The sequence below is a fragment of the Streptomyces ardesiacus genome (assembly GCF_003112575.1).
GTDB lineage: Bacteria > Actinomycetota > Actinomycetes > Streptomycetales > Streptomycetaceae > Streptomyces > Streptomyces ardesiacus.
In genome coordinates, this window is the sequence record NZ_BEWC01000002.1 from 1,244,864 (window position 1) to 1,260,562 (window position 15,699).

General features: G+C 72.3%; 9 protein-coding genes. 7 read left to right on the forward strand and 2 right to left on the reverse strand.

Annotated features, from left to right (window positions below; genetic code table 11):
• Positions 1-27: 27 nt before the first annotated feature.
• A complete protein-coding gene (locus Sdi02f_RS12710) occupies positions 28-2,871 on the reverse strand; it encodes a glycoside hydrolase family 3 C-terminal domain-containing protein (protein ID WP_108933247.1) in 2,844 nt (947 codons plus the stop codon).
• A 343-nt stretch (positions 2,872-3,214) separates the two neighbouring features.
• On the opposite strand from Sdi02f_RS12710, the gene Sdi02f_RS12715 reads away from it, so the two are divergent.
• From Sdi02f_RS12715 to Sdi02f_RS12740, 6 genes are read left to right on the forward strand one after another with little or no spacing between them, the layout of a single operon-like run.
• A complete protein-coding gene (locus tag Sdi02f_RS12715) occupies positions 3,215-4,900 on the forward strand; it encodes an extracellular solute-binding protein (RefSeq protein ID WP_108933248.1) in 1,686 nt (561 codons plus the stop codon).
• A gap of 27 nt (positions 4,901-4,927) precedes the next feature.
• The gene (locus Sdi02f_RS12720; RefSeq protein ID WP_108933249.1) at positions 4,928-5,962 is read left to right on the forward strand and encodes an ABC transporter permease; all 1,035 of its coding nucleotides are present in this window, start codon (positions 4,928-4,930) and stop codon (positions 5,960-5,962) included.
• A complete protein-coding gene (locus Sdi02f_RS12725) occupies positions 5,959-6,915 on the forward strand; it encodes a carbohydrate ABC transporter permease (RefSeq protein WP_108933250.1) in 957 nt (318 codons plus the stop codon). Before Sdi02f_RS12720 ends, Sdi02f_RS12725 begins: the two co-directional genes overlap by 4 nt.
• On the forward strand, positions 6,915-8,885 hold the full coding sequence (locus Sdi02f_RS12730) for a beta-galactosidase (RefSeq protein WP_055469431.1): 1,971 nt from the start codon (positions 6,915-6,917) through the stop codon (positions 8,883-8,885). Before Sdi02f_RS12725 ends, Sdi02f_RS12730 begins: the two co-directional genes overlap by 1 nt.
• Positions 8,882-11,098: a glycosyl hydrolase family 95 catalytic domain-containing protein gene (locus tag Sdi02f_RS12735; protein ID WP_108933251.1), complete on the forward strand. Its 2,217-nt coding sequence runs from the start codon at positions 8,882-8,884 to the stop codon at positions 11,096-11,098. Before Sdi02f_RS12730 ends, Sdi02f_RS12735 begins: the two co-directional genes overlap by 4 nt.
• Before the next feature lie 38 nt (positions 11,099-11,136).
• Positions 11,137-11,859, forward strand: coding sequence for a glycoside hydrolase family 12 protein (locus tag Sdi02f_RS12740; protein ID WP_053662576.1), 723 nt, complete (start codon positions 11,137-11,139; stop codon positions 11,857-11,859).
• Between the two features lie 62 nt (positions 11,860-11,921).
• Here Sdi02f_RS12740 and Sdi02f_RS12745 read toward each other — a convergent pair whose 3' ends face one another.
• Positions 11,922-12,935 (reverse strand): LacI family DNA-binding transcriptional regulator, encoded by a 1,014-nt coding sequence (locus tag Sdi02f_RS12745; protein ID WP_030402249.1) that lies wholly within the window; start codon positions 12,933-12,935, stop codon positions 11,922-11,924.
• Between the two features lie 309 nt (positions 12,936-13,244).
• Here Sdi02f_RS12745 and Sdi02f_RS12750 point away from each other — a divergent pair, with 309 nt between their 5' ends.
• On the forward strand, positions 13,245-15,197 hold the full coding sequence (locus Sdi02f_RS12750) for an acyl-CoA dehydrogenase family protein (RefSeq protein WP_108933252.1): 1,953 nt from the start codon (positions 13,245-13,247) through the stop codon (positions 15,195-15,197).
• Positions 15,198-15,699: the final 502 nt, after the last annotated feature.

Consider the following 15,699-nt stretch of genomic DNA (forward strand, 5'->3'; position numbering starts at 1 on the left):
GTCCCCGTGCCGGGCTTCTCCGGACCCTCAACCGGTGAAGCCGACGTGCGCGAGCCGCAGTGAGCCGCGCAGTCCGACGCGGAGGTCGTGGACGCCCCCGGCGGTGAAGGCGCCGTCCACCTCCACGTAGTCGTACGGTCCCGCGGTCGGCGCGGCCGGTGACAGCGCCGCCGTCCACGGGCCTCCGTCGAGGGCCAGCTCGACCGTGCCCTCGCCCGCCACCGAGACCGTCACCCCGGTCGTACCGGAACCGAAGTCGCAGGCACGGTAGACCAGTTCACCGGTGCCACCGGCCACCGGCGTCACCGCGTCGCCCGTCGTCCTCGTCCGGTCGACGATCTCCGTACCGCTCTGCTCGTCGAAGTCGGCCGCGTCCAGGCCGCGTTCGCGGACCGGGCGGGGTGCCGCGGGCTCGCCGTCGACCGTGACGGTCGTCGACAGGCGCACGTCCTCGCTCGACGCGCCCACCAGCAGGGCGTACGCGCCCGGCTCCAGCCGCCACCGGCCCTGCGCCACGTCCCAGAACGCGAGGGCGGACAGCGGGACGTCGAAGGAGACCCGGGCCGACGCGCCGGGCGCGAGGGGCAGCCGGCGGTGGGCCAGCAGTGCGCGGCGCGGCCGCGGGACCGACGGGGACTCGGCGCGGACGTAGAGCTGGGCCACCTCGTCGGCGGCCACCTCCCCGGTGTTGGTGACCGTGAAGGACACCGAGACCGCTTCCTCCCCCACCTCCGCCGTCAGGTCCGCGTACCCGAAGGACGTGTAGGACAGGCCGTGCCCGAACGGGAACAGCGGCGTCCCGTCGAAGTAGAGGTAGGTCTGCCGGCCGCCGATCACGTCGTAGTCGAGGAGAGCGGGCAGGTCGGCGTCGTCGGCGTACCAGGTCTGCGGGAGCCGGCCCGCCGGGGAGACGTCCCCGGCGAGGACACGGGCCAGCGCCGTGCCGGCCGCCTGGCCCCCGTGCGCGGTCCACAGCACCGCCGGGAGCGCCTCGACGTCGACCGCGTACGGGTAGGCCGACACCAGCGCGAGCACGGTCGCCGGGTTGGCGGCTCGGGCCGCGCGCAGCAGCCGTTCCTGGTGGGCGGGCAGGCGCAGCGTCGTACGGTCCTCGGTCTCGCGGCCGTTGATGTGCGGGTCGTTGCCCGCGACCACCACGACCAGGTCCGCCTCGGCCGCCGCCCGCGACACCGCCTCCTCACCGCGCTCGGCGACGACCAGCCCGAAGACCTCGCCGTCCGGGTCGTCCCCGTCGGCGGCGGCAACCTTCACGCCGTCGGCGGCGACCTGGACGAGGCGGCCCGTACCCGTGTGCCTCAGGAGGTGACCGTCGCCGTGGGGTTCCAGCCGGAACGTCTCCTGCACGACCCAGCCGCCGGGCTGGTCGGCGGCGGCGCGCACGAAGCCGTCCTCGGCGACGGACAGGTAGCGGCCGTCGGGCGCGCGCAGGGTGAGCACGCCCTCGCCCCAGTCGACGAGCGCCAGTTCGGTGCCTGCCGCGTCGGTGGTCAGGGGCGGCAGGTCGGTGCGGCCGGCGAGCAGGGCCGGATCGAGGGCGGCCTCCGTGCCGAGCCCCTCGGCGGGGGCGTCGTCCGACGGCAGGACGTGCAGGAAGGTGCCGTCGGACGTGCGGAGCCTGACCCGGTCCACGCCTTCCGCGAAGCTCACGCGGTCGGCGCCGAACCGCTCGTACAGGCCCTCCAGCGGGGTCGAGCGGTGGATGAGCGTGCCGCTGTACCAGTCGAGCTTGCACTCGTCGGCGAGCAGCCCGACGACGGCGACGCGGGCGTCGGGCGCCGACGGCAGGAGGCCGTCGTTCTTGAGCAGGACCACCGCCTGCTCGGCCGCCTCCCGCGCCAGCGCCCGGTGTTCCGGTGTGTCGAAGTCCCGTACGTCCGCGTACGGGTCGTGTTCCGGGTCGAACTCGCCGAGCCGGAAACGGACCGACAACTGCCGCCGCACGGCCGCGTCCACGTCCGCCTCCGTCAGCAGGCCCTGCTCCAGGGCGCCCCGGACCCGCGCGACGGTCTTCGAGGGGTCCGTGCCGTGGTCGGTGAAGCTGTCGACCCCGGCCCGCAGCGCGGCGGCGGTGGCCTCCTCGTGGGTGTCGAAGTAGTGCTCCGAGTCGACCAGGTTGGAGGGGGCGCCGGCGTCGGAGCAGACCAGGAGGTCCTCCTCGGTCCAGGTGCGCAGATGGCGGCCGAGGTGGGGCGAGAGGTGGTTGGGGCGGCCGTTGACCAGGTTGTAGGCCGGCATCACCCCGGCCACCGCGCCCGCCTCGACCGTTTCGCGGAAGGCCCGCAGGTCGTACTCGTGCAGCACGCGCGGGCGGACCGAGGACGAGGAGGTGTCCCGGGCGGTCTCGTTGTTGTGCGCGAGCCAGTGCTTGAGGACCGGCGCGGTGCGCCAGTAGACCGGGTGGTCGCCGCGCAGGCCCCGGGTGTAGGCGGTGGCGATGGCCGAGGTCAGCTTCGGGTCCTCCGAGTAGCCCTCCTCGTTGCGGCCCCACAGGGGGTGGCGCAGCAGGTTCACGGTCGGCGACCAGACGTTGAGGCCGACGCGCTCGTCCCGCGCGCGCATCGCCCGGGCCTCCTTGGAGACCGCCTCGCCGACCCGGTGCACGAGGTCCTCGTTCCAGGTGGCGCCGAGCCCGACGGCCTGCGGGAACACGGTCGCCGGGCCCATCCAGGCCACGCCGTGCAGTGCTTCCTGACCGGTGCGGAAGGCGGCGATGCCCAGACGCTCGACCGCGGGCGCGAACTGGTGCAGGAAGGCGGTCTTCTCGTCGAGCGTGAGCCGCGACATCAGGTCGTCGACGCGCTTCGCGAACGGCAGGTGCGGATCACGGAACGGCGGCGTGGGTGCGGTCACGAGGTGGTCCCCTTGCGGATGGTTCGGGCAGGACGTCGAAGCGCTTCGATGCTCAGTGCAGCCCAGGGCGGGTGTCAAGACGCCGCGGCGGATTGCGCCGTGACCCGGGCCGCGCCGCAACGGGGACTCGCCGTGGAAAGGAGGAGTGTGGTCAAGACCTTTCCCGGGGGTGCCGACCAGGAATCTTGGAAACGACTCTTGTGCCCCCCGGGGGGTTAACTTAACCTCGCTGCAACATCGAAGCGCTTCGACACGAACTGGTCCCAGTTCCCTCAAGACACCGCACCCGACGGCCGCCGTCGGGTGTCCCGGTGCGCCACGAAGGCACGAAGGGTTGACGCACATGACGCCGAACGCCGCCTCCGGTCCCAGCCGGAGAAGTTTCCTCGCCTCCACCGCGGTGGCCACCGCAGCGGTGGCGGGAGGCCTGCCCCTGCTCTCCGCCTGCGGCGGATCCGACGGAGGCTCGCGCGACGGCACCACGTCGGGCAAGGACGCCAAGAAGATCCTTCCCGCCTACGTGGCGAGCAACGTGGTCACGCCCGACATCCCCAGCAAGAACGGTTCCGCGGTCGGCTTCACCGGCAAGCTCGACCTGGCGGGCCTGAAGACCTCGGTGCCCGAGAAGCTCGGCAAGGGCGGCGAGGTCACCGTCATGTCGCCGTTCTGGGGGTCCCCGCCCAAGGAGGACAACGCCTACTACCGGGCGATGAACGACCTCATCGGCGTCGACGTGGTCTGGCAGAACCAGGACGGCAACACCTACGACCAGAAGCTCGGCGCCGTCCTCGCCTCCAGCGAGGTGCCCGACGTGGTGGTCGTGCCCGGCTGGAACATGACCGGCAAGATCCCCAGCGCCATCATCGGCAAGTTCGCCGACCTCGGCCCCTACCTCTCCGGCGACGCGGTCAAGGAGTACCCGAACCTCGCCGCGATCCCCACCGACGCCTGGCAGCGCTCCCTCTTCGGCGGCAAGCTGCGCGGCCTGCCGATGCCGTCCTCGTACGTCCCCGCGATCGTGCCGTTCTACCGCCAGGACATCTTCGAGAAGGAGGGCTACGAAGTCCCCCGCTCCTGCGACGAGTTCATGGCGCTGGCCAAGGAGGCCACCAACGCCAGGGCCAAGCGCTGGGCCTGCCTGGACATGAAGTGGACCGCCTTCAACGCCTTCGGCGTGCTCTCCGGCAACGAGAAGTCGCTCGGCTGGAACGAGGTCGACGGCAAGCTGGTCTACCGCATCGAGACCGACGAGTACCTCGAGGCCCTGGAGTGGACGCGCAAGCTGTTCGCCGCCGGCGTCGTGCACCCCGACGCCAAGCTCGGCAAGTCCAACGCCGCCGACCCCGGGCCCAAGTTCGCCGCCGGCGAGTTCCTGATCTACAACCAGGACATGTCCCAGTGGTGGAGCCGCACCGCCGAACAGGCCGTGCAGAACCCCGAGTTCAAGATCTGGGGCATGGACCTCTTCGGCCACGACGGCGGCGCCCCCACGCTGTGGGCGCAGAACCCGGCGAGCATCTTCGCCTTCGTCAACAAGAAGGCGTCCGAGGCCGTGATCCGTGACGTGCTGGCCGTCGCCAACGTCACCGCCGCGCCGTACGGCACCAAGGAGTACATGGCCACCAACTACGGTGTGGAGGGCACCCACTACACGGTCAAGGACGGTGTGCCCACCAAGACCGACCAGGGCAACATCGACGTGATGAACGCCTACGTGATGGTGGCGAGCCCCGCCGCGACCATCGCCCACCCCGACTTCCCCGCGGTCGCCAGGGGACAGGTCGAGTGGCAGCAGCGCATGGGCGCCGTCACGAAGAAGCCCGCGTTCTACGGCATGCAGATCACCGAGCCGGCCCGCTGGACCAACCTCTCCAACGACTTCGAGCAGCTGGAGGACGACGTCGTCCGCGGCCGCAAGAAGATCGGCGACGTGCAGCAGGCCGTCTCCGACTGGAAGAGCAAGGGCGGGGACAAACTCCGCGACTGGTACCGGAAGATCCTCGACGAGAACGGTCCGGCGGCCGGCTGACCGGGTACCGAGGCAAGGAGAACCGCCGTGTCCCACAGCACGGTGCCTCGGACCGACACCGAGGCCGAAGTCAAGAAGAACCCCCCGCGGGGGCACGGCGGCGACACCGCGGCCGCGAGGAAACCGCCCGCCGGAAAGCTGAGCCTGCGGCTGAGGTTCCGGCGCGACCGCGTCCTGCTCCTGATGACGCTGCCGGCCGTCCTGCTGCTGCTGGTCTTCAACTACGTACCGATCCTCGGCAACGTCGTCGCCTTCCAGGAGTACGACCCCTACCTCAGCGACAACGGCGTCGTCTCCATCCTGCACAGCCCGTGGGTGGGCCTGGAGAACTTCCAGCGGATCTTCGCGGACTCCGCCTTCTGGAACGCGGTCCAGAACACCCTCGTCCTCTTCGTCCTCCAGCTCCTGCTGTACTTCCCCGTCCCGATCCTGCTCGCGCTGCTCATCAACAGCGTGGTCAGGCCCCGGGTGCGGGCGGTCGCGCAGGCCGTCCTCTACCTGCCGCACTTCTTCTCGTGGGTGCTGGTCGTCGCCGTCTTCCAGCAGCTCCTCGGCGGCGCCGGGCTCCTCTCCCAGCTGCTGCGGCAGCACGGGTACGACGGGCTCGACATCATGACCGATCCCGAGACCTTCAAGTTCCTGATCACCGCGCAGAGCGTGTGGAAGGACGCCGGCTGGGGGATCATCGTCTTCCTCGCCGCCCTCGCCTCGGTCAGCCCCGACCTCTACGAGGCGGCCGCGATGGACGGCGCGAACCGCTGGCGCCGCATGTGGCACGTCACCCTGCCCGCCCTGCGGCCGGTCGTCGCCCTGCTGCTGGTGCTCCGCGTCGGCGACGCCCTCACCGTCGGATTCGAACAGATCCTCCTGCAACGCGGCGCCGTCGGACCAGGCGCCGCCGAGGTCCTGGACACCTTCGTGTGGTGGAACGGCGTACGCAACCAGGACTTCGGCTACGCGGCCGCCGCCGGCCTCGTCAAGGGCGTCATCAGTCTCGGCCTGGTCCTCGCGGCCAACAAGGTGGCCCATCTCATGGGCGAGCAGGGGGTGTACAAGAAGTGACCGCCGTACGAGAGGCGACGGCCCCGGCGGCCGACGAGCCGGTGCGCGCACCCGGCCGGTGGGCGGCCCCGCCCCGGCCCGTGTGGGAGGAGGAACCCAGCCGCGCCGGACTGGCCGGCAAGGGGCTCGTGCTGCTCCTGGCCTGCCTGGGCATCCTGTTCCCGCTGTGGATCGTCGTCGTCACCAGCCTGTCCAGCCGCAAGACCATCGACGAGGCCGGCGGCCTGGTGATGATCCCCAAGGACATCACCTTCGTCGCCTACCAGGAACTGCTCAGCGGCGGTCAGGTCACCCGCGCCGCGCTCGTCAGCGTCGGCATCACGCTCGTCGGCACCCTGTTCTCCATGGCGGTGTCCGTGCTGTGCGCCTACGGGCTCTCCCGCAGCGGCTCGCTGGGGCACCGGTGGATCCTCATGGTGCTGCTCGCCACCATGTTCTTCAGCGCCGGACTCATCCCCACCTACCTGCTGGTGCAGTCCCTGGGCCTCACCGACAGCTACCTCGCGCTGATCCTGCCGAGCGCGATCAGCGTCTTCAACATCCTGGTGCTGCGCGGCTTCTTCATGGGCATCTCCCAGGAACTCGTCGACAGCGCCCGCATCGACGGGGCGGGGGACCTGCGCATCCTGTGGCAGATCGTGCTGCCGCTCTCCCGTGCCGTCGTCGCGGTGATCACGCTGTTCTACGCCGTCGGCTACTGGAGCGCCTGGTTCAACGCCTCCCTCTACCTCAACGACCAGGACATGCTGCCCCTGCAGAACGTCATGATCCAGCTGGTGCAGAAGCAGGAGGCACCGGTCGGGCTCGGCCAGGCCATCAAGACCGGTGAACTGTCCGGGCTCGCCGTGCAGATGGCCGTCATGGTCATGGCCCTGCTGCCGGTCGCCGTCCTGTCGCCCTTCGTCCAGCGCCACTTCAAGAAGGGCATTCTCACCGGGGCGGTGAAGGGCTGATGCCGGACCTGTCGGACACCACCCGGCGCCGCATCCTCTACGGCGGCGACTACAACCCCGAGCAGTGGCCCGAGGAGACCTGGCCCGAGGACGTCCGGCTCATGAAGGCCGCCGGCGTCAACTCCGTCACCCTCGGCGTCTTCTCCTGGTCCAGGCTCGAACCGCGCCCCGGCGTCCACGACTTCGCCTGGCTGGACCGGCTCATGGACCTCGTCCACGAGGCCGGCATCGGTGTCGTCCTCGCCACGCCCACCGCCTCGCCCCCGCCCTGGCTGGGCCGCCTCCACCCTGACACCCTGCCCCGCGACGAGGACGGCCGCACCGAGTGGTGGGGCGGCCGCCAGCACTTCTCCCACTCCAGCACCGTCTACCGCCGCCACGCCGCCGCCATCACCGAGGCCCTGGCCGCCCGTTACGCGGACCACCCGGCCCTGACCATGTGGCACATCAACAACGAGTACTGCACCTACGACCACGGCGACGAGGCCGCCGCCCGCTTCCGCCGCTGGCTCCGGGACCGCTACGGCACCCTCGACGCCCTCAACACCGCCTGGGGCACCGCCTTCTGGAGCCAGGGTTACGGCGACTGGGAGGAGATCCTGCCGGCCCGCCGCACCCACTACCTCAAGAACCCGGCGCAGGTCCTGGACTTCCGGCGCTTCACCTCCGACATGCTGCTGGAGTGCTTCACCGCCGAGCGCGACATCGTCCGCCGCCACACCCCGCACCTCCCGGTCACCACCAACTTCATGCCGCTGTGGTCGGGGCAGGACGCCTGGCGCTGGGCCGAGGAGGAGGACGTCGTCTCCGTCGACCTCTACCCCGACCCGTGCGACCCGTCCGGCGCCCAGCACGGCGCCCTCGTCCAGGACATGACCCGCTCCCAGGCACGCGGCCCGTGGATGCTCATGGAACAGGCGGCCGGAGCCGTCAACTGGCGCGACGTGAACCGGCCCAAGCCGCGCGGCCTCCACCGCCTCTGGTCGCTCCAGGCCGTGGCCCGCGGGGCCGACGCCGTCTGCTGCTTCCAGTGGCGGCAGTCCCGGCAGGGCGCGGAGAAGTTCCACTCCGGGATGGTCTCCCACGCGGGCGAGCAGGGCCGCACGTACCAGGAGGTGAAGCAGCTCGGCGCGGACCTGGCCCGGATCGCCCCGCACGTCAGCGGCGGCGCGGTCGCCGCGGACGTCGCCGTCCTGCACGACTGGCACTCCTGGTGGGCCGGCGACCAGGAGGCCCGGCCCTCCCGCGAGGTCGACTACCCGGACGTCCTCGGCGCCTGGCACCGGGCGCTCTGGCAGGCCGGCCTCACCACCGACTTCGCCCGTCCCGACCACGACCTGACCCGCTACCGGCTCGTCGTCGTCCCGCAGCTCTACGCCCTCACCGACGCCGCCGTCGACAACCTCCTCGCGTACGTGCGCGGCGGCGGCACCCTCGTCTGCGGCTTCCTGACCGGCGTCGCCGACCAGGACGACCGGGTACGGCCCGGCGCCATGGACGCCCGGCTGCGCGAACTGTTCGGCATCCGCACCCTGCACGAGTGGTGGCCGCTGCGGCCGGGGGAGAGCGTCGCGTGCGAGGGCGGCCTGCGCGGCACCCTGTGGTCCGAGGAACTGGAGCCCGACGGTACCGCCGACGAGACCGTGGCGTACCGGGGCGGGGAACTCGACGGGCTCCCGGCCGTCCTGCGCAAGGGCCGCGCCTGGTACGTCTCCACCCTCCCCGAGCCCGAAGCGCTGCGCGCGCTGCTGGCCCGCGTGGCCGGCGGCGCGGGCGTCCGGCCGGTGCTCGACGGACTCCCGGACGGCGTCGAGGCGGTCCGGCGCGGCGGCGTGCTGTTCCTGCTCAACCACGGCCGCGAACCGGTCACCGTCGGCCTCCCGGGCACCCACCACGACCTGCTGACGCGGACGCGGAACTCCGGCCGGATCACCCTGGACCGCTACGGCGTGGCGGTGCTGAAGCCATGAGCGCCACGCCCGTCCACGGCACCTGGGAGCCCGAGCCCGCCGCCCGCTGGGAGGACGCCTTCCTGAGCGGCAACGGCCACCACGGCGCCCTCGTGCACGGCGACCCGGACAGCGACCGGGTGATCGTCACCCACCACACCCTCGTCCGCCCGGACGGCGACGACGAGCACCGCCGCCCACCCGCCCTCGCCGCCGGACTCCCCGCCCTCCAGGACCGCCTGCTGGCCGGGGAGTGGACGGCCGCCGAGGACTTCACCGACGGCCGCCCGCTGCGATGGGTGCGCCCCTTCCACCCGGCCTTCCAGCTCCGCCTGGACCGGCCGCTCCCCGACGACGCGCACGCCCCCTACCGCCGCGCCGTCGACTTCGCCACCGGCGAGACCACGGCCACCCGCGGAAGCTGGACCAGCCGCGTCTTCGTCTCCCGCGCCGACGACGTGATCGTCCAGCACGTCACCGCCCCGCACCTCACCCTCGAACTGTCCCTCGACCCCCGCCTGCCCGGCGCCCCCGCCGGTCTCGGCATCGGCCACGGCGCCGTCCTCACCCCCGAGGGCGCCCTGCTCACCCTGCGTGCCCGCTACCCCGGCAGCGACCTCGCCTACACCGGCGTCACCCTGGTCGCCGTCACCGGCGGCACCACGAAGCTCGTGCCGCCCGGCGTCCTGGCCGAGGGCGCCACGGGGGTGCTGCTGCTCACCCGGGTGCACCGCCACACCGGCGAGCTGGACGCGGTCGCCGAGGGCCGTGCCCTGCGCGGGCTGCTGCACGAGGCCCCGTACCCGGCCTCGTACGACGACCTCCTCGCCCGGCACCTGGACCGGCACCGCACCGCCTACGACCGCGTCACCCTCGACCTCGCCGCCGACCCCGCCGAACGCGCCCTGCCGGGCTCCGAGCTGCTCGCCCGGCCGCACAGCCCCGCCCTCCTGGAACGCCTCTTCGCCGCCGGCCGCTACCACCTGCTGTCGGCGAGCGGCCTGCTGCCGCCCCGCCTCACCGGCCTGTGGACCGGAGACTGGAACACCGCCTGGTCCGGCGCCTTCACCACCAACGCCAACCTCAACCTCCAGACCGCCTCCGCCGCGGCCGCCGCGCTTCCCGAGGTCACCGAGGCCCACGCCGCGCTGGTCCACCGCCAGCTCCCGCACTGGCGCGACAACGCCCGCGCGATCTTCGGCACCCGGGGCGCGGTCGCGCCCTCGCACACCGACGGCGCGTGCGGCCACACCTGCCACTTCAACCGCGAGTACCCGCTGCACCTGTGGACCGCGGGCGCCGACTGGCTGCTCAAGCCCCTGGTCGACCACGACGAGTGCCACGGCGTCCAGGACCCGCGCACCACCGCCGCGCTCGCCGAAGCCGCCCTGTTCTACGAGGACTTCCTCACCCGGACCGACGACGCGGGACACCTGGTCGTCGTCCCGTCCTACTCGCCCGAGAACCGTCCCGCCAACGCGAGCTGGGGCGCCCTCAACGCGGCCATGGACCTCTCTGCCGCCCGGCACGCCCTGCTGACCGCCGCCGACCGCCACCCCCGGCACGCCGACCGCTGGCGCGCCCTCGCGGACCGCCTCCCCCCGCACCGGACCAACGCCGACGGCGCCCTCGCGGAATGGGCGTGGCCCGGCCTGGAGGACACCTACGACCACCGCCACCTCAGTCACCTCTACGGCGTCTGGCCGCTCGACGAGATCAACCCGTACGACACGCCCGGCCTCGCCCGGGCCGCCCACCGCGCCCTCGAACTGCGCGGCGCCGAGAACGACTCGGCCCACGGCCACCTCCACCACGCCCTGGTCGCGGCCCGGCTGAGGGACGGCGCCCGGGTCGCCCACGCGCTCGGCCGGGTCCTCGGCGGCGACTTCTTCCACGCCTCCCTGATGAGCGCCCACTACCCCCACCGCGACGTCTACAACGCGGACGCCGCGCACGCCCTGCCCGCCGTGCTCGTCGAGATGCTCGTGCAGTCCACCCCCGGCCGTCTGGTCCTGCTGCCCGCCCTCCCGGACTCCTGCCCGCGGGGCGAACTCAGGGGCGTGCGGACCCGGTTCGGGGCGTCGCTCGACCTCACCTGGACGCCGGACGGCGGCGCGACGGCCGTCCTGCGCCCGGACCGCACCCGCCGCATCGAACTGAGGACTCCCTCCGGCGCCGAACCGCTCGACCTCGTCGCCGGGGAGGACCGCGTCATCAGCGTCAAGGCGCGGTAACACCAGCGCACGTCCCCCCACCCATGGAAGGAAACGCCATGGCACCACGCACGCGCACCACCCGCACCCGCACCCTGACCGCGCTCCTCGCCCCGGCCCTCGCGCTCGGCGCCACCGTCGGCCTCGCCTCCGCCCCCGCCCAGGCGGCCGTCTGGAACTCCTGCGACCAGTGGGGCAACACCACCCTGAACGGCTACACCCTCTACAACAACATCTGGGGCTCCGGCGCCGGCAGCCAGTGCGTGTGGGCCAACTCCGGCACCAACTGGGGTGTCTGGGCCGACCACCCCAACACCGGCGGCATCAAGTCCTACCCGAACGCCAAGAAGGTGATCAACAAGCCGATCTCCTCCCTCACCTCGCTCACCAGCAGCTACGCCGTCACGGTCCCGTCGTCGGGCGCGTACAACACGTCGTACGACATCTGGGACACGGACTACGACTACGAGATCATGCTCTGGGTCAACGACAACGGCGCCGTCGGCCCCCTCGGCACCTCGCAGGGGACGGTCGGCCTCGGCGGCCACACCTGGAACGTCTACAAGGGGGACAACGGCGCCAACGAGGTCTTCTCGTTCCTGCGCACCTCGGACTCGGACTCGGGCACGGTGAACATCCTCCCGATCCTGAAGTGGATCAAGGACACCAAGGGCTGGATGGGCGACGAGACCATCGGTGACGTGCAGTTCGGCTACGAGATCACCTCGTCCGCAGGCGGCCTGGACTTCCGCACGGACCACCTGACGGTCAGCGGCGGCTGACCGGGGCGCCCGCGCACCACGACGCAGGGACAGGTCCCCCCGTCGTGGTGCGCGGGCGGGCCCTACGGCCGGGCGGGCGCCGGTCCCGAACTGGCCCGGACGGTCAGCTCCGGCGCGAGCAGGACGACCTCGTCGCTCCCGCGGCCCTCGAGCTTGGCGACCAGGTGCTCCACGGCCCGCCGGCCCATCTCCTGGGCGGGGACCGCGACCGAGGTGAGCCGCACCGATGCCTGGGTGGCGACCTGGTCGGGGCAGACCGCGACCACCGACACGTCCTCCGGCACGGCCCGGCCCTGCTGGCGCAGCAGCGCGAGCAGCGGCTCGACCGCCGCCTCGTTCTGGACGACGAAGCCCGTGGTGCCGGGACGCTCGTCGAAGACACGGGCCAGGGTCACGGCCATCGCGTCGTACCCGCCGTCGCAGGGCCGGTGCAGCAGCCGCAGTCCCAGTTCCCGGGCGCGGGTGCGCAGGCCGTCGAGGGTGCGCTCGGCGAAGCCGGTGTGCCGTTCGTAGACGGCGGCGGCCTCACCGATGACGGCGATGTCGCGGTGGCCCAGCTCCGCCAGATGCTCGACGCACAGCGCTCCGGTCGCCCGGAAGTCCAGGTCGACGCAGGTCAGTCCCTCGGTGTCGGCGGGGAGGCCGATGAGCACGGAGGGCTGGTCGGTGCCGCGCAGCAGGGGGAGCCGCTCGTCGTCCAGTTCGACGTCCATGAGGATCATCGCGTCGGCGAGACCGCTGCCCGTGACGCGGCGCACCGCGTCCGGGCCCTCCTCGCCGGTGAGCAGCAGGATGTCGTAGCCGTGGGTGCGCGCGCCGGCCGCGACCGCGATGGCGATCTCCATCATCACCGGCACGTACATGTCGGTGCGCAGCGGGATCATGAGGGCGATGATGTTGGATTTGCTGCTGGCCAGTGCGCGGGCGCCCGCGTTCGGGTGGTAGCCGAGCTTCCGGATGCTCTCCTCGACCCGCTGCCGGGTGGTGGTGGAGATGGACCGCTTGCCGCTGAGGACATAGCTCACCGTACTGGCCGAGACTCCGGCGTGCCGGGCGACCTCGGCGAGAGTGACCATCCGGCTCTCCAAGCTTGTGAAGCGCTTCGACAGCGCGCGGGACCAATAGGGGTGGGCGAGGGTGTTCCGACAGTAACTCGCAGTGCGGACGGCTGTCCATAGGGCGTCGAAGCGCTTCGACTGCTTTCTCCTGCGAGGGTCTGTCGTCCGGCCTTCCCGAGCAGTATCGGCCGAACGGCCGCGCGGTCTGGCCGGGGCGCCCGATATCGGGTACATACGATCGAGTAGCGCCGACAAATATCGAGTAGCGCCGACAAATAACGTACGTCCGCACGTGCGTGCCGGACGAATCGTGGCGAGGTGAGCCTCATGCCCGCACCACCCACCCCTTCCTCCCCCTCCCGACCCACCGTCAGCGAACGTGAGGCCCGCCAGGTCGCGGAGGCGGCCCGGGAACAGGACTGGCGCAAGCCCAGTTTCGCCAAGGAGCTCTTCCTCGGCCGCTTCCGCCTCGACCTCATCCACCCCCACCCGCTCCCGGCCGACGAGGACGTCCAGCGGGGCGAGGAGTTCCTCGCCAAGCTGCGCGACTTCTGCGAGACGAAGATCGACGGCGCGGTGATCGAGCGCGACGCGCGGATCCCCGACGACGTGATCACCGGGCTGAAGGAGCTGGGCGCCTTCGGCATGAAGATCGACACCAAGTACGGCGGCCTCGGCCTGACCCAGGTCTACTACAACAAGGCGCTCGCCCTGGTCGGCTCCGCGAACCCGGCGATCGGCGCGCTGCTCTCCGCCCACCAGTCGATCGGCGTGCCGCAGCCGCTGAAGATGTTCGGCACCCAGGAGCAGAAGGACACCTTCCTGCCGCGCTGCGCCCGCACCGACATCTCGGCCTTCCTGCTGACCGAGCCGGACGTCGGCTCCGACCCGGCCCGCCTGGCCACCACCGCCGTCCGGGACGGCGACGACTATGTCCTCGACGGCGTGAAGCTGTGGACCACCAACGGCGTCGTCGCCGACCTGCTCGTGGTCATGGCCCGCGTCCCGAAGTCCGAGAACGGCAGGGGCGGCATCACGGCGTTCGTGGTCGAGGCCGCCTCCGAGGGCATCACGGTCGAGAACCGCAACGCCTTCATGGGCCTGCGCGGCCTGGAGAACGGCGTCACCCGCTTCCACCGGGTCCGCGTCCCGGCCGCCCACCGCATCGGCCCCGAGGGCGCGGGCCTGAAGATCGCCCTGACCACGCTGAACACCGGTCGCCTCTCCCTCCCGGCGATGTGCGTCGGGGCCGGCAAGTGGTGCCTGAAGATCGCCCGCGAGTGGTCGGCGGTGCGCGAGCAGTGGGGCAAGCCGGTCGCGCTGCACGAGGCGGTCGGCTCCAAGATCTCCTTCATCGCGGCGACGACCTTCGCCCTGGAGGCCGTCCTCGACCTCTCCTCCCAGATGGCCGACGAGGACCGCAACGACATCCGCATCGAGGCCGCCCTCGCCAAGCTCTACGGCTCCGAGATGGCCTGCCTGATGGCCGACGAGCTGGTCCAGATCCGCGGCGGCCGGGGCTTCGAGACCGCGGCCTCCCTCGAAGCCCGCGGCGAACGCGCGGTCCCCGCCGAGCAACTCCTGCGGGACCTGCGCATCAACCGCATCTTCGAGGGCTCCACCGAGATCATGCACCTGCTGATCGCACGCGAGGCCGTCGACGCCCACCTCTCCGTCGCGGGCGACCTGATCGACCCCGACAAGACCCTGTCCGACAAGGCGAGGGCGGGCGCGCAGGCGGGAGTCTTCTACGCCAAGTGGCTGCCGAAGCTCGTCGCCGGACCCGGCCAACTCCCGCGCTCGTACGCGGACTTCCACCCCGCGGACCACCGGGACCTGTCCGGGCACCTGCGCTACGTCGAACGCAGCGCCCGCAAGCTCGCCCGCTCCACCTTCTACGCCATGTCCCGCTGGCAGGGCCGGATGGAGACCAAGCAGGGCTTCCTGGGCCGGATCGTCGACATCGGCGCCGAGCTGTTCGCGATGAGCGCCGCCTGCGTGCGCGCCGAGCACCTGCGCGCCGGGGGCGACCACGGCCGCGAGGCCTACCAGCTCGCCAACGCCTTCTGCCGCCAGTCCCGCATCCGCGTCGAGGAGCTCTTCGGCCGCCTGTGGACCAACACCGACGACCTGGACCGCAAGGTCGTCAAGGGCGTGCTGGGCGGCGCGTACGAGTGGCTGGAGCAGGGCGTCGTCGACCCGTCCGGCGAGGGCCCGTGGATCGCCGAGGCGACCCCGGGGGAGTCCCGGCGGAAAAACCTCCGCCGCGCCATCGGCTGAGCCGGAAACCCGGCCCCCGGAGCCGGCACCGCGCCGCGCTCCCGGGGCCGGCCCGGCCCGTCGGAGCGGGGGCCCGAACGCGGGAGCGGGACCGCCGGCTGTCGGCGGCGCCCGTCCGCGCCCTGAACAGCGCCGGACGCCGCCGCGGACGCCGAGCAGTGCCCCGGCAGGTCCGGGCGGTCCGTGCCGTCGCCCGGCGTCGGTGCCGGCCCGGCCGGGCATCATGCCGGTGGCGCTCGCTCCCTGCGGCCCGTCGGGGTGCGCTCCCCGCGGATTCCGTTTCCTGGCCGGTGCGGGCACGCAGGCGGCGGCCCCCGCTTCCCGGCCGGTGCGGGCACGCAGGCGGCGGCCCCCGCTTCCCGGCCGGTCCGGGCACGCAGGCGGCGGCCCCCGGTTCCCGGCCCGGCCCCCGGCGGGAGGCGACCGGGAGGGTGCCCCGGCCTTCCTCCGTGTGTGCAGGGCGACACCCGACCGAGGGACGCGCTGTCCTCCCGGAGGGCCG